Origin of the sequence: Shewanella sp. Choline-02u-19, assembly GCF_002836205.1 — a bacterium.
In the GTDB taxonomy this organism is placed as follows: Bacteria; Pseudomonadota; Gammaproteobacteria; order Enterobacterales; family Shewanellaceae; genus Shewanella.
The window spans coordinates 1,722,101-1,742,515 of sequence record NZ_PJBE01000013.1 but is presented as its reverse complement, the minus strand read 5'-3'; the positions used below and the strand labels follow the sequence as shown (position 1 = coordinate 1,742,515).

The window sequence follows — 20,415 nt, the reverse complement described above, 5'->3', positions numbered from 1 at the left end:
TGATGTTACGCTTGATATTAAATGAAAGCTAAAGTAGAAGTAGTTAAATCGAACGAATATAAAAAGGGATTATTTTCATGTCTGGTACCACTTACGCAAGTACGCTAGCAATAGCCGTCGGTTTATTGTCTTTTAATGCTGTTGCGGGCGATGCTGAAGACGCATTGACTAAAGAGTTAACTGAATGTGCTGCATATTATCAGATAGCGTCGAATGCGATTGCAGCTATGAATGCACCACAAATGCAAGCAGTAGGTGATAGATTAAAACTCTCTGGCGAACAAGCGGTTGAAATCGCGAATAAATATCAAAGCACAGAGTATGTTAATCAGGCTGTTATTGCAGCTACAGAGCAACATAAAGCATCAATGCCTAACTCAAAGAGCCTAGGTCCTTTGATGGGGAAATATAAAGAGTCGTGTAAAGTGGTGATTAGTCAGCCAGATAAGCGGCTTGATTACTGGACCATGGCAACGATGTAATAAAAAGAGAGCGAAAGCTCTCTTTTTTTGTAAGATAACCACGATATTCCCTGTCTAATCCGGTATGAGTAACCCTTAAAATATGAGCTATCTTTAAAAGCAGTGTTTTAGCGCTGTTTTTGAAAGAAAAAATCGTGTCGGAGCAAGAGATGAATATTTATTTTTTACTGGCGGGGATCATTGCTGCATTAACTTGTGTCATGCACTTTACCTATGACAGACAACAATTCTTAGTGCCCATGCAGCAAGCTGTTTTCGACCCTATCGCTAAATCTGTGATGCAATGTGTCTTTCACTATATTTCAGTCTTTCTGCTACTTTCAACGTTTATTTTATTGGCTTGCGCTTTTGAAGCCATTTCTCAAATGCATAGCTTTGGCATGTTGGTGTTTATTGCTCTTAATTTCGGCTTATTCGCGATATGGCAAATCTATATTGGTTTTAGCAGTGATCTTGAACAGCCATTTAAACACCTATTCCAATGGATATTTTTTGTTGTAATTTCGGTACTTACCCTATTAGGCGCTTTGTTGGGATAGTAGAGGTGCCGACCTTATATAACGACTGATGAGTGGCGCTATATTGGTGACAGTCATAGATAAACGAGTTGAATTATTTGCACGTTGTTAATCGTGTTATTTGTTGTGTTTATAAAAAATAATCAGTAAGTTGTTTACAGAGTAAGGTGTGTTCCAAATGGATTGGATCGCTGCAATCAGGATGAAAAATGCAAACAAAGCTAAGTCGAATACAATCCTCCCCCCATATTCCCACTGTTGATAAACCATACTAGCCAACTATCGATTGATAGGTGGTTCGGTAATATCACGATAATTTACAAATTTTTTCACAATGGCTGGCTATATCATTTGGGCTTTGGTTGTATGATAGGCCCATTGTTCGGCTGATTAATTGCTATATAAAGAGCATTTTTATGATAGAAGTCCATGACTTAAAAAAAGAATATCCCATGGGTGATACATGTGTAAAAGCACTCAATGGAGTGAGCTTTAGTATCGCTAAAAATGAATTCGTTGCGATTATGGGGCCTTCAGGTTCGGGTAAGTCCACCTTGATGAATATTATCGGCTGTTTAGATAAACCAAGTTCAGGAGGCTATAGCCTGAACGAGCAAGAAGTAGCTCAATTGGATGATGACGCATTGTCGGCAGTTAGAAATAAAGAGATAGGCTTTGTTTTTCAAAGCTTTCATTTATTACCGCGCTTATCAGCATTACAAAATGTGTTACTGCCTTTAAGGTTTTCGGATCATCCTGATCAAGACCCTCGTTATGCACATGAGTTACTCGCAAGAGTCGGTTTAGAGACTCGGCATGATCACCGTCCTAATCAGCTGTCAGGTGGTCAAAGGCAGCGCGTCGCCATCGCCCGTTCTTTAGTTAATCGCCCTGCCATTTTGCTTGCCGATGAACCAACAGGGGCGCTCGACAGTAAAACGTCAGTTGAAATTATGGCCCTTTTCACTGAATTGCATAAGGCTGGCCAAACCATTATTTTGGTGACCCATGAAGAGGAAGTTGCCGCATATGCACAGCGAATTATTCGTATGAGAGATGGTGATATCGTTGAGATTGAAGAGAGGGCGACTAATGCAGCCTAATACGATTATTGGGTTAAGCAGTTTGTGTATTTTATTAGCCCTTTCACCAAGCCTAGCTCAAGCAAATGAAGTGGCCGTCAAGCCAGTTACACTGCTCAATACTGCACCACTGTCGCCATCGCCTGCAGAGTTATCACCTTTGCTTTTAACCGGGAAAATATCCTCAGTAGACTCACAAGCGATCATGGTGCCCAAGGCCGGTGATGCCTGGCGCTATCAGATCAAATGGATGCTACCTGAGGGTAGCATTGCTAAAGTTGGCGAAGTCGTGGTTATTTTTGACAAAAGTGCTATTGCAAATCGAATTGAGCAATTAGAAGCGAGCTTGTTAAGAGTCACGGCGCAAGAACAGAGTCAATCGATAGAACTGGATGCGCAAATATTGCAGGCGGAGTTTGACCTGAAACAAGCGAGGTTGGAGCTGGAAAAAGCAGAATTAGATGCTGGGATCCCTGCCGATTATATCGCGGCTAAGAATTATGCCGATAATCAATTTAATAAGCTTAAAGCAATATCTGAACTGTCTAAAAAGGCACAGTTATTGAAAGAGATCACTGACAAGAGAGTCGCGTCAATAGCACAGTTACAGATTGATAGAACACGGGCTGAAAGAGAGTTAGAGCAGTCACTTAAAGGTCTTCAACAGTTAGAGATAAACGCCAGTCTAGATGGCCCTATTTTATATTCACGCGATCCTTGGTCAGATAAAAAATTTGCCGTGGGTGATTCAGTTCAAATTGGCCGCCAAGTCGCCACCATTCCAGCCATGAATGAGCTAGAGGTGATTGCTTGGGTCAATGAGGTTGACGCTGATAGGTTAACTATTGGTGAGCCGGTACAGCTTCGATTAGACTCGCAATCAAGCATATCCCTTAAAGGCTCAGTTCAAGGTATTAGTCGCCAAGCAACCAAACAAGCCGCTTGGGGTAATAGTAATTGGTTTCGGGTTAAGATCGCTTTTTCAGGTGATGAACGGGTGAAAATTATTCCAGGAATGAGTGTGTTAGTCGAGCCTAAGAGGGATGCATCATGAAAGCATCGTTATTGAGTGTTTCTTTATTGAGTGTTTTCTTAGTGGGTTGCTCAGACATCGCCATTACTCAAGTTGAAACCGGTGTCTTGAGTCAGCAAATTGAGGTGACTGGCGAGCTAGTCTCGTCTAATACGGTCAACCTAAAACCGCCTGCGGTTAGACGTGTGTGGCAATATCAAATTAAAATGTTAGCGCCTGAAGGTGGGGTTGTGAGTGCAGGCGATCAGGTTGCTCAACTTGACACCTCTGAGCTGGGACAACGACTTTCGGTTAAAACGGCAAGTTTAGAAACAACTATACAAGATCTAGCAACATCAAAACTTCGGAATGCAAAGAAACTGGAGGAGCTAAAGCTAGAGCTAGCTGAAGCTAAAATGAACCAGGAAAAAAGCCAGCTTAAAGTTGAGATCTCTGATGAAACTATCTCTGTCATCGATAAAAAGAAGTATCAGCGTGATGCGATTATTGCAACGGATAGAGTGAGCTTGATTAACAAGAAAATTGAACTTGAGATCATGGGCGCTGAACAAAGAGTTAAAATGCTTGAAGGAGATAAACAAAAGTTCCAACTCGAAGTGGCCGCGCTAAAAAAAGGCATTCAATCTCTTACCTTGATAGCCCCCCGCAGCGGCATGGTCGTTTACGGCAATGATCAACAAGGCAATAAAGTCGCCGAAGGCCAAAATGTGTTTAATGGGGATACGCTGTTAAGCATTCCAGACCTTAAGCATATGCAAGTCAATATGACGATTCCTGAAGTTGAAGCCGGTAGAGTTAAGGTTGGGCAGAAGCTAAAAATTCGATTAGATGCTAATCCAGAAAAAAGCTTTAATGGTGAGATCAAAGAACTTGGTGTCATATTTAGGGTGAAGAATCAGGATGTGCCTCTGGTTATCTTTGATGCTGTAGCCAGTATTGCTGAGGTGGATACAGATTTGATGAGGCCTGGAATGACGGCAAAAATTAGCATCGATATAGCTAACGATATCCCAGAATTATTGCTGTCTGTTGATGCTGTGCATTACGAGCAGGGTAATGCTTACGTGTATACCCCAGGCTTATTTAGCGACAGTAAACAATCGGTATCGTTAGGGGCAATGGGAAAAGAACAGGTTGTTATCGCTTCCGGTTTAAATGAAGGCGATGAGGTACTGTTACCATGAATAATCCATCGAAAAGGCACCACTCGGCTGCAATCCGTATCGCGATTAGCATGGTAAGCACATTGCTTTTAATTGGCACCGTAGGCTGTAGTCAACAATCTAGTGATGGCGTGTTGACGCTTGAAATCGCGCCCGCCGATTTTAAGGTTGATATCCCTGCAGCAGGGGAGTTAGAGGCCAGTAATTCAACTACCGTAACCGTGCCATCCGGGCTTAGAGGGCCACAATCTCTGGCGTGGATCATGGATAACTTTAGCAATGTAAAAGCGGGTGATGTCGTTGCCACTATGGACTCAACACGTGAGAGTTATCGCTTAGAAATGGAGAAGTTGGACTTTGACCGCTTAGGCTTAGACAGTCAGATCCAAACAGAGAAAGACAACACTATCGATAAGACTTTAACAACAGATACTAAGTTAACGGGGCAGGAACGCGAGCTCGCTGACCGCTTCTTTAGCGAAGATGAGCGAGTGTATACCAAGATAGACATTATCGACCAGATGCGTAATCAAGATTATTTAGAAGCAAAAATGATGTTTTATAACTGGGGCATCGATCAGCATGGTTCTCAAGCACAAGCTGAGCAGGAGTTGATTAAGCTTAAGCAGAAGGGACATAAGGCGAAAATGACTCGCTATTCAAATAACCTAAATCAAATGCAGATTATCGCACCTCATGATGGGGTATTTGTGGCTAAACCAGGTTGGAGCGGGGTACCACCTGTAGTGGGCGATATGATGTGGTCCGGTATGACAATCGGTACCTTACCTGATACGTCAAAGATGCAAGCCAAGTTGTATGTGCTTGAGTCTGAAGCATTGGGTTTAGCGGTGGGTAAATCGGTGACTTTATATCTCGATGCTTACCCTGAAATGCCGATACATGGCACCGTGTCCCAGCTTGATGCTTTGTCAAAAGCGAAAGAGAAAGACAGTCCGGTTAATTATTTTGAGATGGTCGTGAGTATTGATAAAACCTTGGTTGAAGTGATGCAACCCGGCAGACAAGTTAACGCCAATGTTCATGCATTAGATCTTAAAAACGTCATCACGGTGCCTAATCAAGCTTTATTCCAGAAATCAGGTGAGTATTGGGTTTACTTAAAAACCTCAGCAGGCTTTATAAAGCAGAAAGTAGCGCCAGGTAACCGCAGTTTAAATCGTACTGTTATTACCGAAGGCCTCACACAAGGCGATACTATCGCCCTTACCACGCCGCCGAAAAGGAATCGAGTATGACGGGTAATAAACCATCGGCAAATATGTTGATTTACTGGGACGGTATTAAACAAGCCTTCGATGAGATGCGTCATCATAAGTTACGTACCCTATTAACTTTACTAGGCATGATTTTTGGTGTGGGTGCGGTTATCGCGATGCTCAGTGTCGGCGAAGGCGCTGAGCGTGAAGCGTTAAAGATGATTGAATCAATGGGGGTGAACAACCTCGTTGTAAACGCCAGAGCAACTGAGGGCGAAGCATTAAAATCAATACGCGAACATAGTATTGGCTTAAGTCTAAGGGATATCGAGAGTGCTAATGATACCTTACCTTTTGTTGAAAACTGGAGCGCAGAAAAGAACGTCAAAGTATTTAGCTTGTTTAGTTTGAAAGGTCGAAGCGATGCAAAAGTACTGGGCGTAACGCCAAGCTACTTTGATTTAAGTGCATTAGATTTAGGAGAGGGTCGCACTCTTAATGCGGCTGATGAGTCGCATTTTCAGCAAGTGGCCGTACTTGGGCCGGAGGCGGCACGGAGCCTATTCCCACAGGGCAGTGCGATAGGCAGTTTAGTTAAAGTTAACCATCAGTGGTTTACGGTGGTGGGAGTTTTGTCTGAGAAAGAGGGAACCAAGTCAACGATTCAAGGTGTTAAATTGGGTGGCGAGCGTAACCAAGTCTTTATCCCACTTAGTACAGCATTAAAAAAGATGCAGTTTAAACATTTAGAAGATGAGCTGGACTCCTTTAAATTAGCACTTGTTGACGGCATTGACCCCACATTGGCATCTAAAAGTGTGCAACATCTGCTCAATCGCCGTCATGGTGGGGAAAAAGACTTTGATGTAGTGGTGCCAGCGGACCTGCTAGCGCAGCATCAAAAAACCCAACAAATATTTAATATCGTGATGGCCTGCGTCGCAGGGATCTCTTTGCTTGTGGGCGGCATCGGCATAATGAATATTATGTTAGCGACCATTTTAGAAAGAACTGGTGAAATAGGGCTATTAAGAGCCTTAGGTGCCAAGCGCAAGGATATAGCACGTCAGTTTCTTATTGAAAGTATCGCAATATCAGCCACCGGTGGCATTATCGGTATCGGGGTTGGATTATTGCTGGCATTGGTTATCTCCACTGCCGCAGGTTGGCCTGTTGCTTGGTCTCCTTTTGCCATTGTGCTTGCCTTAGGGGTTTGTATGACGATAGGGGTTGGCTTTGGTCTATACCCTGCAAAAAAGGCGGCAAGGTTAGACCCTATTGTTGCGCTACAGCGCGATTAAATCGCTTATAGACTAGTGGAGCGATAAAAGTAACCTGTGAAAGGGCAATAATAAATTTATTGCCCTTTTTTATTGATGATATCTAACCTAGATAACACTATTTTAAGGTGCCTACACATCAGCGCTAGACTCACCGCTAAATTCTCAACTTTTATCATTGTTATCCAATAAAATAGCCATTTTTCTGGCAAAAAAAGTGCTCTGTTTTATATCATGAGTAAACTTTCAAGTTTGTGTCGCTTTATTAGATATCATCAAAGAAGAAGGATTTTATAGTAAAGCGTAAACGACTAGTTATTGGTGTTGTGGTAGTGATTTGAACTTATTTCGAGGGGGTAATGTCACGGCTGTTGAAATTTCTATCGGTTTACAAAAAAAAATCTATTTTAGGTCTTTTAGAACGCAACTCTAGAGCTGATAGTGATCAATACTTTGTGTTGTAAAATTACATTACGTCAAGTTTGTATTAATTAATTACAGCGTAATAGTGTCAATGTAGCTCGAGATTAGGGTGTTCTGTATGTAAGTTACGAAATCGACCGTAAAGTGTGATGTTAAACGTGGAATATTAGTTAACAAACAACTACTATTAGTCATCCAATTATTTAACGGTTGATGTTTGTGATGACAGGTTATTCAAACCCAGTTATAACAGTGAAAAAAGGCCTTGATGTGCCTATTGCAGGAGAACCGAAGCAAGTTGTTAACACTAGCAAATCTTGCTCCCATGTTGCCCTTCTCGGAGAGGAATATGTTGGCCTAAAACCGACGATGCTAGTCGAAGTTGGCGAACTCGTGCAAAAAGGTCAGGTTCTTTTGGAAGATAAAAAGAACATTGGCGTAAAGTACACCGCTCCTGCTAGCGGTAAAGTCATCGCTATCAACCGTGGCGATCGTAGACTTTTTCAATCTATCGTCATTGAATGTAACCAAGGTGATGCTATTAACTTTGGTATGAGTCACGATATCTCCGCGCTAGAACGCAGCCAAGTGCAATCTAAATTAGTCGACAGTGGTCTGTGGACAGCGCTGCGTACTCGCCCGTTCTCTCGAGTACCTCAGTTAGACACTGCGCCTTCAGGTATTTTTGTCAGCGCAATGGATAGCAATCCATTGGCTGCAGACCCTCGTATTGTTATTGCTGAACAAGCTGAATCTTTCGCTGCCGGTATCGCAGTACTGGGTCACCTAACCGATGGTAAAGTCCATTTGTGTCAGGCGCCGGGTGCAGAACTACCTGGTAGCGATTTAGCGCATGTAAGCAATCATTGTTTTACTGGCGTGCACCCAGCAGGGCTTGTCGGCACTCATATTCATTTTATCTTATCTGCGAGTATTGAGCGTCCGGTTTGGCATTTGGGTTATCAGGATGTCATCGCTTACGGCAAGCTGTTCTTAACGGGTGAAATTTATACCGACCGCGTCGTTTCACTCGCGGGGCCAGATGTGATTGAACCTCGATTAATCCGCGTTCAAACCGGCGCATGTTTATCCCAAGTGGTTGCCGGTGAACTCACAGAGGGCAACTCTCGTGTGGTCTCTGGCTCGGTGCTATCAGGGCATACTGCATTCGGTGCGCATGACTTTCTTGGTCGTTTCCATAATCAAATTAGCGTCCTTCAAGAAGATTCAAAACATCAGGTCTTGCCTTGGATCAGAGGCGGTTCTGAGAAGTTTTCAATTACCCGAGCGGTAACATCTCGCTTTAAGGGTGCTAAGAAACTATTTGACTTCACCACCCACACCGGTGGTTCGGCTCGCGCCATGATGGCTTTCGGTCAATTAGATAGAGTGATGCCGCTGGATATATTGCCAACACTCTTGGTCCGCGATCTCGTTGTTAGAGATACAGATGAAGCACAAGCTTTGGGAGCACTCGAACTCGATGAAGAAGATCTCGCGTTGTGCACCTTTGTTTGTCCTGGTAAGTACGACTTTGGTAAAGAGTTACGTGCTTGCTTAGAAATTATTGAGAGGGAAGGTTGATGAGTCAGCAAGATAAAAAGCCTGATATCCAAGAAGATTATTATGCACCGGGCAGCTCAGTAAGAGGCTACTTGCACTCTTTATTAGTTGCAAATGGTCGCAGCACTAAAGGCAAAGTCCATGTACGTGATGCAATTGATGTAAAGAGAACCATGACGATTGTTGGCTTGTGCTTACTGCCAGCAATATTGTTCGGCATGTACAATATTGGCTTACAAGCGCAAATCGCGATTGCATCAGGTCTAGTGGCTTCCGATATTTGGCAGCTTATCCCCTTTAATTTTGTTTTTGGTGGAATGACAGAGCAAACTGGTTTTTTTGGCCTATTTGTTTACGGTCTAAGCCTTTATGCCCCTATCTATTTAACGGCGCTGTTGGTAAGTCTGTTTTGGGAAATGGTCTTTGCTAAAGTGCGTGGCCAAGAGTTACACGAAGGCTTCTTTGTTACTGCACTGCTATTTACGCTAATTTTACCGGTTTCGACACCACTTTGGTTAGTCGCGATGGGGATAACGTTTGGCATAATAATGGCAAAAGAAGTGTTTGGAGGGATGGGATATAATTTCCTTAACCCAGCGCTTGCAGGTCTTGCCTTTATCTACTTTGCCTATCCATCACAAGTCACCGCGGTGACTCAATTGGTTGCGGTCGATGGTTTCTCAGGTGCAACAACACTGATGCAAACCGCTGCAGGCGATTTAAGCTTTGCAGATTACGCTTGGTACGAAGCATTTACCGACCCTAATTGGTGGAACGCATTCTTCGGCTTTACCGTTGGTGCAATTGGTGAAACCAGCACGTTGGCATTACTTATTGGTGGTGGGTTTTTAATCCTTACTCGCCTTGCCGATTGGCGTATCGTTGCGGGTGTATTAGCCGGCATGATAGCGACAGCAACCTTGTTCAATATTATCGGCTCGTCTAAAAATGAACTCTTTGCCATGCCATGGACTTGGCACTTGGTCACGGGTGGTTTTGCGATTGCGATGATGTTTATGGCAACCGATCCGGTGACAACGTCTTATACCCGTAAAGGTAAGGTGGCCTATGGTCTGCTCATTGGCTTTATGACGGTGCTTATTCGTGTGGTTAATCCCAAAATGCCTGAAGGCGTGATGCTGGCAATATTGTTCGCTAATTTGTGGGCGCCTATCTTCGATTATCTCGTGGCTAAAGCCAATATTAAACGGAGACTTAAACGCAATGGCCTTTAAACCTAATCAGAAAGCTGACTTACCCGCAGTGGCAATGCCAGCAATGTTGTTAGCAAAACTTTGGGAAGCGATATTTGAGTACCTACTTTATCGTACGCCAACAAGTGCAAAGCAGGTCAATACGAGGAATAAAGCGTAATGGCATTTAAGAAAGATTCATTTGTGGGCACCATGATTTTTACGGTAACCCTATGCCTACTGTGCTCATTTATGATCACTGGCACAGCAGAGCTACTTAAAGAGCGCAAGCTGGTAAAAAAGCGTGATGAACTTAAGCGTAATGTATTAATCGCGGCAGATGTCGATATCGCAGATAAAGACTTTAGAGCCATTTTTGATAAAGACGTTAAATCGATGTTGGTATCGCTTGATACGGGGGTTGTTGAAGCCAATGCCGAAGTGCTTGATTTTGACGAGCGTATGGCGGCGATAAATCCAGAAACGTCGAGTAAGCTAGAGAGAAAGAAAGATAAAGCAAAAATTAAGACCCGTGCTGATCAAGCGCGAGTGTTCAAAGTGTTTGACGACAATGGCAAGTTAACCAGCGTCGTGGTGCCTATCTACGGTAAAGGCTTATGGTCGATGATATACGGTTATGTTGCGCTGCAATCCGACTTTAATACAATAGAAAACGTGGTGTTTTATGAGCATGGTGAAACCCCTGGTATTGGCGACTTTCTTAATGATCCAGATTGGACTGATAAATGGCATGGTAAGCAAATTTTTGATGCTAACGGTAAGGTCTCATTTAAGATTGTTAAAGGGGGGGCTAAAGCGGGCGACTTACATGGCGTTGATGCCGTTAGTGGTGCAACCATGACCGGTCGTGGCGTTCAGCGAGCAGTACAGTTTTGGTTTGGCGCTCAAGGATTCGAAATGTTCTTTAATAAGCTAAAAGCGTCGGAGGGGTAATTGATGAGTACTCAAACTGCATCGACTCGTGACATTTTAACCAGTCCCATTTTTAGTAATAACCCAGTCGCCATGCAAGTACTTGGCGTTTGTTCGGCACTGGCCGTCAGTAATTCAATGCAAACTGCATTGGTGATGACATTGGCCGTGACGTTTGTATTGGTGTTTTCAAACCTCATTATCTCAAGCATACGTTCTCTGATCCCAAATAGTGTTCGTATTATTGCGCAAATGACGATTATTGCTTCATTAGTGATTATCGTGGATATGGTATTGCAAGACATCGCTTATGAATTATCACGTCAGCTTTCAGTATTCGTTGGATTGATTATTACCAACTGCATCATTATGGGACGCGCAGAAGCGTTTGCCATGAAGAATCCGCCGCATCTCGCCGTGGTTGATGCTGTCGGTAATGCTATGGGTTACGGCGTTATCTTATTAGGCGTCGCGTTTGTACGTGAACTCTTGGGTAGCGGCACCTTATTTGGGCATGAAATTCTAAAGACTGTTGAAAACGGTGGCTGGTATTTAGCCAATGAAATGTTCAAGTTACCGCCAAGTGCGTTTTTCTTAATTGGCTTAATGATTTGGTCAATAAACGTCATTCAGCGTAAACGAGGGTAGTAAGCGATATGGAACATTATATAAACCTGTTTATTCAGGCGGCGTTTATCGACAATATGGCGCTCTCGTTCTTTATGGGAATGTGTACCTTTTTAGCGGTATCTAAAAAAGTATCGACGTCTTTCGGATTGGGTGTTGCGGTTATCGTTGTGATGGTCTTAGCTGTCCCTCTTAACCAGTTGATTTATGCCAATATCTTAGCGCCTGGTGCACTTGTATGGGCAGGATATCCAGCATTGGACTTGAGCTACCTACAGTTAATCACCTTTATCGGTGTTATCGCTGCGCTGGTGCAAATCCTAGAGATGTTCTTAGATAAGTACATTCCTGCACTTTATGACTCTTTAGGTATTTTCTTACCTTTGCTGACGGTAAACTGCGCGATTTTTGCTGGAGTTATTTTCATGGCTAACCGCGATTACAATCTAGGCGAGTCCGTGGTGTTTGCAGCAGGTTCAGGCTTTGGTTGGGCGATGGCCATTGTCATGCTCGCAGGACTTAGAGAGCGGATGAAATTCCATGCAATACCAGAAGGTCTGCAAGGCATTGGGATTGTCTTTATTACCACAGGCTTGATGGCGTTAGGCTTTATGGCTTTCTCTGGTATTTCTATTTAAGTCTGTTAGCAATAAAACGACTTAATGAAAACGAATTAAACAAAAGGTAGATTCGATGGAAATGGCAATTGGTATCGGTATGTTCACCGTTGTGGTTAGCATCTTGGTCATGGTGATTTTGTTCGCCAAAAGTAAATTGGTGTCTACGGGTGATGTCAACATTCGTATTAATGATGATGCAGAGAAAAGCATTTCAACTTCAGCGGGTGATAAATTACTCGGGGCACTCGCAAGTAAGAATATCTTTATTCCATCAGCGTGTGGTGGCGGCGGAACGTGTGGCCAATGCCGAGTGACCGTTAAATCGGGCGGTGGTGATATTTTGGCTACCGAGCGAGATCATATCAGTAAGAAAGAAGCGAAGGAAGGTTGTCGCTTAGCGTGCCAAGTCTCTGTGAAAACCGATATGGAACTCGAAGTTGAAGAGGAGATCTTTGGTGTTAAAAAATGGCAGTGTGAGGTTATTTCAAATAATAACACTGCGACGTTCATCAAAGAGTTGCTGCTTAAACTTCCTGAAGGAGAGGACGTACTCTTCAAAGCAGGTGGCTACATTCAAATTGAAGCGCCGGCACATAAAGTTAACTATGCTGATTTCGATATTCCAGCTGAATATCGTGATGATTGGGTTAAGTACGACCTCTTTAAGTTAGTCTCTAAAGTCGATGAAGAAGTGCTACGTGCATACTCAATGGCTAACTATCCAGACGAGAAAGGCACCATCATGCTGAACGTGCGTATTGCTACGCCGCCAAATGATAAAGTGGCACCGGGTAAGATGTCGTCGTATATCTTTAACCTGAAAGCGGGTGACATGGTGACGATTTCAGGTCCATTTGGCGAGTTCTTTGTCAAAGAAACGGATGCTGAAATGATATTTGTTGGCGGTGGTGCGGGTATGGCACCGATGCGTTCACACATATTCGACCAACTTAAGAGTAAAAAAACTCAGCGTAAGATGAGCTTCTGGTATGGCGCTCGTTCAACACGTGAAGTGTTTTACCAAGAGGATTTTGATGCGCTTGCTGCAGAGAATGAAAACTTTGTTTGGCATGTGGCACTGTCTGATCCGTTACCTGAAGATAACTGGACAGGTTACACCGGCTTTATTCACAATGTCTTATTTGAAAACTATCTGCGTGATCATAAAGCGCCAGAAGATTGTGAGTTTTACATGTGTGGCCCTCCAATTATGAACTCGTCAGTGATCCACTTGCTTGAAAGCTTAGGCGTGGAACCTGAAAATATTTTACTCGATGATTTTGGTGACTAAGCAAATCTCAATCGTTTAAAACAATAAAAACGCAGCCCATTGGCTGCGTTTTTTTATTGACTGCAAGCTACAAACTTACTCGATGTTAGACTGAGATGTAACGTGGCAGAGCAGAAACGTATTGCCATTGTTTAATACCCACGCTACTAAATAGTTCCTCACTATGCGAGTGATCTCAATCACTGTAGGCAAGTGAGTGGATTGTTGCTCCTGCGTTACTATAGCTTCCTCATCTGAGCTTTATGGAGAAAGGGCATGTCTTATTTCGTTTGGAAAAAATAGACAATGTTGTGCATATCGAACGCCACATGCGCAGCATGAAGTAAATTTGTGAGCTTCTCAGGACTCCCATTCGTGCGTTGCATTGTCTCGAAAGGGCATAACCATTTTTTCAACAATGTGCTTAGCATTGAAAGCCTTCAGAGAGCTCTGAATTGATCACATATTTAATGGCATTGGTATAACAGTGTTTTTACTGGTTTAATAAGGGGTTAACTACTTTTACTCTGGAACTTACAGGAAACTGGCAATGGACGCTCAACGCCCCAATTTTATCTATCCCCCTGGCTCAATGTTAATGCACTCACCACTGATGTTAAGTAAAGCGGATATGTACGGCTTTTTCTTAAAAGGCAAAATGGCAAATCTGCAAAAATCTATCGATACCTGTCTTAATCAAGTGGCTTGCAGTGCCATGTATTTCAAAGTGTTATCACCCTATGTGTTAACCAGTTTTACTCGGGTAGAAAAAGCCTATTCTGAGGATCCTCAAGATCGAGATAAAGGCTGGATCCAAGAAACTGATATTGTCACTTGGGTGATGGTGGGGAGGCAAAACAGCAGTGACAGTGATGATGTGAGTCATGTTTACTTCCACCCGTTACATATTTTTGTCAACGACGCGATGGCATTAATTAATGGCCGTGAGCTTTTTGGCTATCCCAAATACATGTGCGAGTACGAAATGCCTGAGGTGGGAGCGCCGCTAACGAAGCTTAGCTTATCTGCTAAAAGCTTTAAGGTGTTCTCAGCGGAGAGTGAACTTGCCATTCACCCCCTACTTAGCGTTGATTGCGAGGCAGCGGAAGAGCAACAACTATCGACATTAGAAGCGATTAGCCAGACATGGGACTTATTTAAAGCGCAGACTGACTTTATCCCTGAGCTTGATAAGCTGGGTGAAAATCAATTGTTTAGTTTGTTGTTTAAACCTGCAATCGATCAAGTGTTTCTCAAGCAGTTACCGGATAGCGCGGGTAATAAAGCGGTGTATCAAGCCATTACCGCAGCGCCAGCCAAAGTGAATAAAGTGCATTCCATTGCGTTATTAGAAAATGACTTGCTGGCGACCATTTTTGACAATGCTTCATTCTCATTTAAAGACTCACTTGGTGTTGAGCTGGGCGAGCAGCATGTACTGTTGCCTTACCATGTTAACTTCGACTTTGAGGTACCGCAAGGCGAGGTACTTGTCGATAACTCGATCGTTAAAAAAGAGAAAATCGCGATATTGGGAGGCGGCGTTGCAGCAATGACGGCTGCAGTTTGCCTAACGGAGCAACCAGGTTGGCAAAATCGTTATGAGATAGATGTTTATCAAATGGGCTGGCGTATTGGCGGTAAAGGTGCCAGTGGGCGTAATGCTGAAAAAGGCCAACGTATTGAAGAGCATGGCCTGCATATATGGTTTGGATTCTATCAAAATGCCTTTAGCTTAATGCGTAAAGCGTACGAAGAACTTGATAGACCAGCGGGGGCACCACTCGCAACTTTTTTAGATGCCTTTAAACCGCATAATTTTATTGTGCTGCAAGAAGATGTGGGTGGTGATTCTGATAGTTGGCCTATTCAATTTCCTGAACGTAATGGCTTGCCTGGTGACAGTACTGAAGTGCTAACACTGTGGAAAGTGGTCAAGGCGGCGTTTAGCTGGATCCGACACTGGTTAACTGAGATGGACGATCTGCTAGATGCACTAGAAAATGAAGATACCGCTGCGACTAAAGAGTCTGCAAGGCCAGTGCATTGGTTCAGTCGTGAATGGTTTGAACAGCTAAACGACAGCATTGAAGACTCAATTGATGACGCAAAAGAGAGTTTGTCATCACTTGCCGATAAGTTGGAATGTCATTTCAATCAAATGATCGGTCGTGACTGTGAAGCACATCATCATGATACTGAAGATGAAGGCGGTTTTGTCGAGTCCGCGGTTGATGCCTTCAGAGCACGCCTAGAAGAGCGTTTTGTCGACAAATTAGAAACCAATGATGAGCTGCGCCGCTTGTATATTGCTGCGGATTTGGGTTTGACCATTCTGAAAGGTATGTTCGTTGATGACGTGTTCAAGCACGGTTTTGATGTGATCAATGATTATGATTATCGAGAGTGGCTAACCAAGCACGGTGCTAACCAAACATTCACGGTTGATTCTGCACCAGTACGTGGTTTTTATGATCTGGTGTTTGCTTATGAAAAAGGCAACTTTGACAAACCGAATCTTGAGGCAGGGACGATTATTCGGTCTATGATGCGCATTGCGCTTTGCTATCAAGGCGGAGTGATGTGGGAGATGCAAGCAGGTATGGGCGATACCGTGTTTACGCCTTATTATGAAGTGCTTAAACGCCGTGGCGTTAATTTTCATTTCTTCAATAAAGTCGACAACCTTGAATGCAGAAATGCCAGTATTCAGGCGATTGAGATCACCGAGCAAGTGGCTTTAAAAGAGGGGCTGCAATCATACTCACCACTGGTGGATGTGAAAGGCTTAGATTGTTGGCCTAGCAAACCAAATTTAGACCAGCTGGAGCCTATTCAAGCACAGTTAATGCAAGAGCATGATATTAACTTGGAGCATTTTTGGAGCAATTGGGACGAGGTGTACCAGTCACACTATGGCCATGCATTACCGAAAAAGCGCTTGGTTAAGGGCAAGGATTTTGACAAAGTTATCTTTGGCCTTTCAATAGGCTCTGTACCCCATGTAGCCAGCGAAGTGATGGCACAGAGCGAAGCATTAAGCCTAAGTGTTGATAAAGTCAAAACGGTTGCAACGCAGGCTTATCAGTTGTGGATGGATCAAGATTTAGCCGGGATCGGTTGGCCTTTAACACCTGATAATGGTGAAGAGCCAGTGCTGTCTGGCTTTACAGAACCTTTTGATACGTGGGCATCATTAACTCACCTTATCGATAAAGAAGACTGGCCAGCGATACAACCTAAAAATGCCAGTTACTTTTGCTCGGCTTTACCTGTCGATAGTTATCCACCGAGCAGTGATATCGATTTTCAAACTCAAAAGACATTAGAGGCAAAAGCCGGGGCCATTGGCCAGCTTACTCATCAAATCTATAAACTCTGGGGCAATGTTCCTACGCCGGGCAGTTCTCTGGCTGATACAGCAGGATCATTCCCATGGAAGTGGTTACATGATGAGAGTGGGGCTTCTGGCGTAGCGAGGTTTGATAGCCAATACTGGCGAGCCAATGTCGACCCGTCTGAGCGTTATGTGATGTCAGTAAAAGGCAGTACGCAGTATCGTATCGCAACTGATGGTACGGGGATAGATAACCTTTTCGTCACTGGCGATTGGATAAAAACTGGCATTAATGCCAGTTGTGTTGAAGCGGCAACAATGGCCGGAATGCAAACCTCCAAAGCCATTAGCGGTTTTCCAACAGCGATAAAAGGTGAGCAAGACTTTTAAGCTCTTTTCTGTGTATAAAATGACGTTAGGCTAGCAATAAAAAAGGCGCTTCAACCAATGTTGAAGCGCCTTTTATTATCTCTTATGCGTTAGTAACCGACGGTTTCGCTGCCCGCTCGGCGAGGGTCCGATGAACCGAAAATACCTTGGTCAGTGACCATAATTGATTGAGTTGAACCCATCGAGTTATTCACCTTTATGTGATGTCCCTTGGCTTCAAGTAGGTCGCGAGTATCGCGGTTTAACGTATGTTCTACACGTAGCACATCGGGCAACCATTGGTGATGAATACGCGCAGCATTAGTGGCTTCTGCGATGTTCAGGCCATGGTCGATTACGTTCATTATTACTTGTAAGGTGGTGGTGATGATGCGTGAACCGCCTGGACTGCCAGTGATGATGTAAGGTTTACCGTCTTTCATCACCATCGTCGGACTCATTGAACTCAAGGGGCGTTTTCTGCCTTCAACCGCATTTGCGTCTCCGCCAATTAAGCCAAAACCGTTGGGTACACCTGGTTTTGCTGAAAAGTCGTCCATCTCGTTATTGAGTAAAACCCCCGTTCCTTTAGCGACTAGACCTGAGCCATAACTGAAGTTGAGCGTGTAAGTATTAGAAACTGCATTGCCCCACTTATCCACGACAGAATAATGGGTGGTCTGATTACTTTCATAAGGCGCTATGTTACCTGGTTTTATCTCACTGCTGGGCGTGGTCTTATTCATGTTGATTTTTTTAGCTAAGGCTTTAGCGTAATCTTTGTTAGTCAAAGCCTCGACGGGAACATTGACGAAGTCTGGGTCACCTAAATACTCACTACGGTCGGCATAAGCTCTTTTCATCGCCTCTGTCATTAAATGCAAAGTGGCAGCGGTATTGTGACCTAACTTATCAATAGGGTATTGCTCGAGTATGTTGAGCATCTCAATAATATGCACTCCGCCAGAGGAGGGAGGCGGCATTGATACCACTTGGTAGCCTCGGTAATTGCCTGTTACGGGCTTTCTTTCGATAGCTTGGTAGGTTTTTAGATCATCAAGGGTCATTATCCCGCCAGCCGCTTTAATTGCTGTGACAATTTTCTCAGCTGTTTCACCTTGATAAAAGCCCTTACTGCCCTGTGTTGCGATGAGTGATAGCGAGTGAGCTAGCTCTGGCTGTTTAAGCGTGTCACCAATTTGATAGTCGGAATTGTCTTTTTTGTAAAACACTGCAGCAGAGCTTGGCCACTGTGCTATGCGTCTTTTTAAACCTGTTAACGAGGATGATAGATCGGGCGTGACGATGATGCCATCTTTAGCCATTTTAATCGCGGCCTGAGTCACTTGCGTCATGGTCATGGTGCCGTACTTTTGTAATGCCAATTCCATACCCATGACGGTGCCCGGTACGCCAACCGCCAAGCCATGCTCACGGCTAAGTTTATTGACGGCATTGCCATTCTCATCGAGAAAGATATCTTTGTGCGCGCTAGCAGGGGCCATTTCACGATAATCAATTGCGATGGTTTTGTTCTGTTCGGCTAAATGAACCAACATAAAACCACCGCCACCAATATTACCGGCGCGCGGCAGAGTCACAGCAAGACTGAATCCTACGGCAACAGCAGCATCGACAGCATTACCACCTTGTTTAAGAATTTCAACCCCCGCCCTTGTGGCCAATGCTTCTTGGCTCGCGACCATACCGTGCTCGGCCCATACGGGGAGAGCTGTTGCCATATGGCTGTATATGGAAGTTTCAGCAGCATTAACCGATAGCGGGGCGCTGGCGGTTAATGTTAGAGTTGTGAGTGGAATTGCCATGGAGATGGCAAATGCTAAGCTCTTAAACATACGCATTTTCAATCCTTTGTATTTTTTGTATTGTCTATTGCGGTTGAATCTCTTGGTTAACTCGACGTTAGCGCCAGGTTAACTCTAGGTCTTGAGTTCAACTCTTCATTTGAGTTTAGCAATGTGACGCTTATCGCAATTAAATGCAATAGCGATAGGCTAAAGGTGCAGCATTAGGCGCTAACTGGCTTATTTAACATCAGTTTTATTAAAGGCTCAGGGATTAAGTTTGGACAAAAATCAGTTAAAAGTGGCTCCGCCACCGCGAGCAGCGTTGGATCTAAGCTTAGAGTTTATTCGCGCTATCGATGCTGTGGATGCGAGTATTTGGGATGATTTAATGGATGATGATAATCCCTTTAATCAACACGCTTATTTAGCGGCGCTAGAACAAAGTGGCTGTGTCAGTCAGCAAACGGGTTGGACTCCGTTACATCTGTTAGTGCGTCAGTCCTCTCGGATCATTGCTGTCATGCCGCTGTACATTAAGACACACTCCTATGGGGAGTATATCTTTGATTGGGCTTGGGCTGAGGCTTACGATAAACATCAAATCCCTTATTATCCAAAGCTTGTTTCTGCTATTCCATTTACCCCAGTTACAGGCAAACGTATCGGTATTGCCAGTGATATTACTCAACCGTCATTAGTGTGGGATGTAATTAAAAAAGCGCTTGATGGCAGTTTATTGGAGCATGGGTTTTCTAGCTGGCATTGTTTATTCCTGCCAAAAGAGCAGTTCATAGAGATGTCAAAATCTGCTGAAGACAGCCACTCTTGCTTGAAACGACTCAGTACTCAGTTTCATTGGCAAAATAAAGGTTATCAACATTTTGATGATTTTTTAGCGGCACTGACATCTCGTAAGCGTAAAGACATTAACAAAGAACGCGCTAAATTGACGCCACACGAGCTGCGCTTTGAATTTATCAATGCAGCGCAAGCGACGACAGCAATGTGGCATACCTTTTATGCCTGTTATCGACAAACCTATACAAAACGTTCAGGGCATTCCGGTTATTTAAACTTGGCTTTTTTTGAGTCGATAGCTAAAACGATGCCTGAAAATATCTTGTTATTGTTGGTGCATGACATCGAAGGCGAAGTGGTGGCTTCTGCGCTGTATTTTAAATCAACAACGCATCTCTATGGTCGATACTGGGGCAGTTTAGTCGATATAGATGGGCTGCATTTTGAAGCCTGTTATTACCAGGGCATTGAATACTGCATTACCCACAATTTAGCCGTGTTTGACGCAGGCGCGCAAGGTGAGCATAAGGTCGCACGCGGTTTTGAGCCTATGGCGACATACTCTACTCACGAGGTTATTCACCCTGAGTTTCGCAGTGCGATTGAAAACTTTACTTTTCAGGAAGCTGACAATATTAAAACTTATATGCAGCAATTAACCAGCAAGCTACCTTATCGACAAGACCCCAGCTAAGA

17 protein-coding genes are annotated in these 20,415 nt (G+C 43.8%); 16 read left to right on the top strand and 1 reads right to left on the bottom strand.

Translation table 11 applies throughout. The features are described from left to right. The first annotated feature begins 77 nt into the window (after positions 1 to 77). The 15 genes from CXF83_RS14280 (at position 78) to CXF83_RS14215 (ending at position 17,134) form a co-directional block, all read left to right on the top strand. Positions 78 to 482 carry a hypothetical protein gene (locus CXF83_RS14280; protein WP_101091096.1) on the top strand — a complete coding sequence of 135 codons (405 nt, stop codon included), beginning with the start codon at positions 78 to 80 and terminating at the stop codon, positions 480 to 482. A gap of 149 nt (positions 483 to 631) precedes the next feature. After that, entirely contained in the window at positions 632 to 1,021 is a 390-nt protein-coding gene (locus CXF83_RS14275) for a hypothetical protein (RefSeq protein ID WP_101091095.1), read from the top strand. A gap of 395 nt (positions 1,022 to 1,416) precedes the next feature. After that, positions 1,417 to 2,103 (top strand): ABC transporter ATP-binding protein, encoded by a 687-nt coding sequence (locus tag CXF83_RS14270; RefSeq protein WP_101091094.1) that lies wholly within the window; start codon positions 1,417 to 1,419, stop codon positions 2,101 to 2,103. Then, positions 2,093 to 3,136 (top strand): HlyD family secretion protein, encoded by a 1,044-nt coding sequence (locus CXF83_RS14265; protein WP_101091093.1) that lies wholly within the window; start codon positions 2,093 to 2,095, stop codon positions 3,134 to 3,136. Before CXF83_RS14270 ends, CXF83_RS14265 begins: the two co-directional genes overlap by 11 nt. Continuing rightward, entirely contained in the window at positions 3,133 to 4,299 is a 1,167-nt protein-coding gene (locus CXF83_RS14260) for an efflux RND transporter periplasmic adaptor subunit (protein WP_101091092.1), read from the top strand. The genes CXF83_RS14265 and CXF83_RS14260 overlap by 4 nt, the downstream gene beginning before the upstream one ends. A gap of 50 nt (positions 4,300 to 4,349) precedes the next feature. Beyond that, positions 4,350 to 5,537: an efflux RND transporter periplasmic adaptor subunit gene (locus CXF83_RS14255; protein WP_232775196.1), complete on the top strand. Its 1,188-nt coding sequence runs from the start codon at positions 4,350 to 4,352 to the stop codon at positions 5,535 to 5,537. Beyond that, complete coding sequence (locus CXF83_RS14250) at positions 5,534 to 6,799, top strand: ABC transporter permease (RefSeq protein WP_198553547.1); 1,266 nt, start codon at positions 5,534 to 5,536, stop codon at positions 6,797 to 6,799. The genes CXF83_RS14255 and CXF83_RS14250 overlap by 4 nt, the downstream gene beginning before the upstream one ends. Before the next feature lie 624 nt (positions 6,800 to 7,423). After that, positions 7,424 to 8,785, top strand: coding sequence for a Na(+)-translocating NADH-quinone reductase subunit A (locus tag CXF83_RS14245; RefSeq protein WP_101091090.1), 1,362 nt, complete (start codon positions 7,424 to 7,426; stop codon positions 8,783 to 8,785). Beyond that, positions 8,785 to 9,999 (top strand): NADH:ubiquinone reductase (Na(+)-transporting) subunit B, encoded by a 1,215-nt coding sequence (locus CXF83_RS14240; RefSeq protein WP_101091089.1) that lies wholly within the window; start codon positions 8,785 to 8,787, stop codon positions 9,997 to 9,999. The genes CXF83_RS14245 and CXF83_RS14240 overlap by 1 nt, the downstream gene beginning before the upstream one ends. Further along, the gene (locus tag CXF83_RS22545; protein ID WP_157822907.1) at positions 9,989 to 10,138 is read left to right on the top strand and encodes a hypothetical protein; all 150 of its coding nucleotides are present in this window, start codon (positions 9,989 to 9,991) and stop codon (positions 10,136 to 10,138) included. Before CXF83_RS14240 ends, CXF83_RS22545 begins: the two co-directional genes overlap by 11 nt. Beyond that, complete coding sequence (locus CXF83_RS14235; RefSeq protein WP_101091088.1) at positions 10,138 to 10,911, top strand: Na(+)-translocating NADH-quinone reductase subunit C; 774 nt, start codon at positions 10,138 to 10,140, stop codon at positions 10,909 to 10,911. Before CXF83_RS22545 ends, CXF83_RS14235 begins: the two co-directional genes overlap by 1 nt. 3 nt (positions 10,912 to 10,914) lie before the next feature. Further along, positions 10,915 to 11,538 carry an NADH:ubiquinone reductase (Na(+)-transporting) subunit D gene (locus CXF83_RS14230; protein WP_101091087.1) on the top strand — a complete coding sequence of 208 codons (624 nt, stop codon included), beginning with the start codon at positions 10,915 to 10,917 and terminating at the stop codon, positions 11,536 to 11,538. 8 nt (positions 11,539 to 11,546) lie between these two features. Continuing rightward, on the top strand, positions 11,547 to 12,155 hold the full coding sequence (gene nqrE / locus CXF83_RS14225; protein WP_101091086.1) for an NADH:ubiquinone reductase (Na(+)-transporting) subunit E: 609 nt from the start codon (positions 11,547 to 11,549) through the stop codon (positions 12,153 to 12,155). Between the two features lie 55 nt (positions 12,156 to 12,210). Beyond that, positions 12,211 to 13,428 (top strand): NADH:ubiquinone reductase (Na(+)-transporting) subunit F, encoded by a 1,218-nt coding sequence (nqrF, locus tag CXF83_RS14220; protein WP_101091085.1) that lies wholly within the window; start codon positions 12,211 to 12,213, stop codon positions 13,426 to 13,428. Positions 13,429 to 13,957: 529 nt separating this feature from the next. Beyond that, complete coding sequence (locus CXF83_RS14215; protein WP_101091084.1) at positions 13,958 to 17,134, top strand: NAD(P)-binding protein; 3,177 nt, start codon at positions 13,958 to 13,960, stop codon at positions 17,132 to 17,134. 89 nt (positions 17,135 to 17,223) lie between these two features. On the opposite strand, the gene ggt is transcribed toward CXF83_RS14215, so the two are convergent. Then, positions 17,224 to 18,975 (bottom strand): gamma-glutamyltransferase, encoded by a 1,752-nt coding sequence (gene ggt, locus CXF83_RS14210; protein WP_101091083.1) that lies wholly within the window; start codon positions 18,973 to 18,975, stop codon positions 17,224 to 17,226. 223 nt (positions 18,976 to 19,198) lie between these two features. Between ggt and CXF83_RS14205 the strand changes: the two genes are divergently transcribed. Further along, entirely contained in the window at positions 19,199 to 20,413 is a 1,215-nt protein-coding gene (locus tag CXF83_RS14205) for a GNAT family N-acetyltransferase (protein ID WP_232775114.1), read from the top strand. Positions 20,414 to 20,415 lie beyond the last annotated feature (2 nt).

Excerpts from the sequence above, each read along its gene's own strand:
- CXF83_RS14275 (WP_101091095.1), top strand. The coding sequence starts at position 632 with ATGAATATTTATTTTTTACTGGCGGGGATCATTGCTGCATTAACTTGT.
- CXF83_RS14235 (WP_101091088.1), top strand. The coding sequence starts at position 10,138 with ATGGCATTTAAGAAAGATTCATTTGTGGGCACCATGATTTTTACGGTA.
- CXF83_RS14215 (WP_101091084.1), top strand. The coding sequence starts at position 13,958 with ATGGACGCTCAACGCCCCAATTTTATCTATCCCCCTGGCTCAATGTTA.
- ggt (WP_101091083.1), bottom strand. The coding sequence starts at position 18,975 with ATGCGTATGTTTAAGAGCTTAGCATTTGCCATCTCCATGGCAATTCCA.
- CXF83_RS14265 (WP_101091093.1), top strand. The coding sequence starts at position 2,093 with ATGCAGCCTAATACGATTATTGGGTTAAGCAGTTTGTGTATTTTATTA.
- CXF83_RS14260 (WP_101091092.1), top strand. The coding sequence starts at position 3,133 with ATGAAAGCATCGTTATTGAGTGTTTCTTTATTGAGTGTTTTCTTAGTG.
- CXF83_RS14250 (WP_198553547.1), top strand. The coding sequence starts at position 5,534 with ATGACGGGTAATAAACCATCGGCAAATATGTTGATTTACTGGGACGGT.
- nqrF (WP_101091085.1), top strand. The coding sequence starts at position 12,211 with ATGGAAATGGCAATTGGTATCGGTATGTTCACCGTTGTGGTTAGCATC.
- CXF83_RS14270 (WP_101091094.1), top strand. The coding sequence starts at position 1,417 with ATGATAGAAGTCCATGACTTAAAAAAAGAATATCCCATGGGTGATACA.
- nqrE (WP_101091086.1), top strand. The coding sequence starts at position 11,547 with ATGGAACATTATATAAACCTGTTTATTCAGGCGGCGTTTATCGACAAT.
- CXF83_RS14255 (WP_232775196.1), top strand. The coding sequence starts at position 4,350 with ATGGTAAGCACATTGCTTTTAATTGGCACCGTAGGCTGTAGTCAACAA.
- CXF83_RS14280 (WP_101091096.1), top strand. The coding sequence starts at position 78 with ATGTCTGGTACCACTTACGCAAGTACGCTAGCAATAGCCGTCGGTTTA.
- CXF83_RS14240 (WP_101091089.1), top strand. The coding sequence starts at position 8,785 with ATGAGTCAGCAAGATAAAAAGCCTGATATCCAAGAAGATTATTATGCA.
- CXF83_RS14245 (WP_101091090.1), top strand. The coding sequence starts at position 7,424 with ATGACAGGTTATTCAAACCCAGTTATAACAGTGAAAAAAGGCCTTGAT.
- CXF83_RS14230 (WP_101091087.1), top strand. The coding sequence starts at position 10,915 with ATGAGTACTCAAACTGCATCGACTCGTGACATTTTAACCAGTCCCATT.
- CXF83_RS22545 (WP_157822907.1), top strand. The coding sequence starts at position 9,989 with ATGGCCTTTAAACCTAATCAGAAAGCTGACTTACCCGCAGTGGCAATG.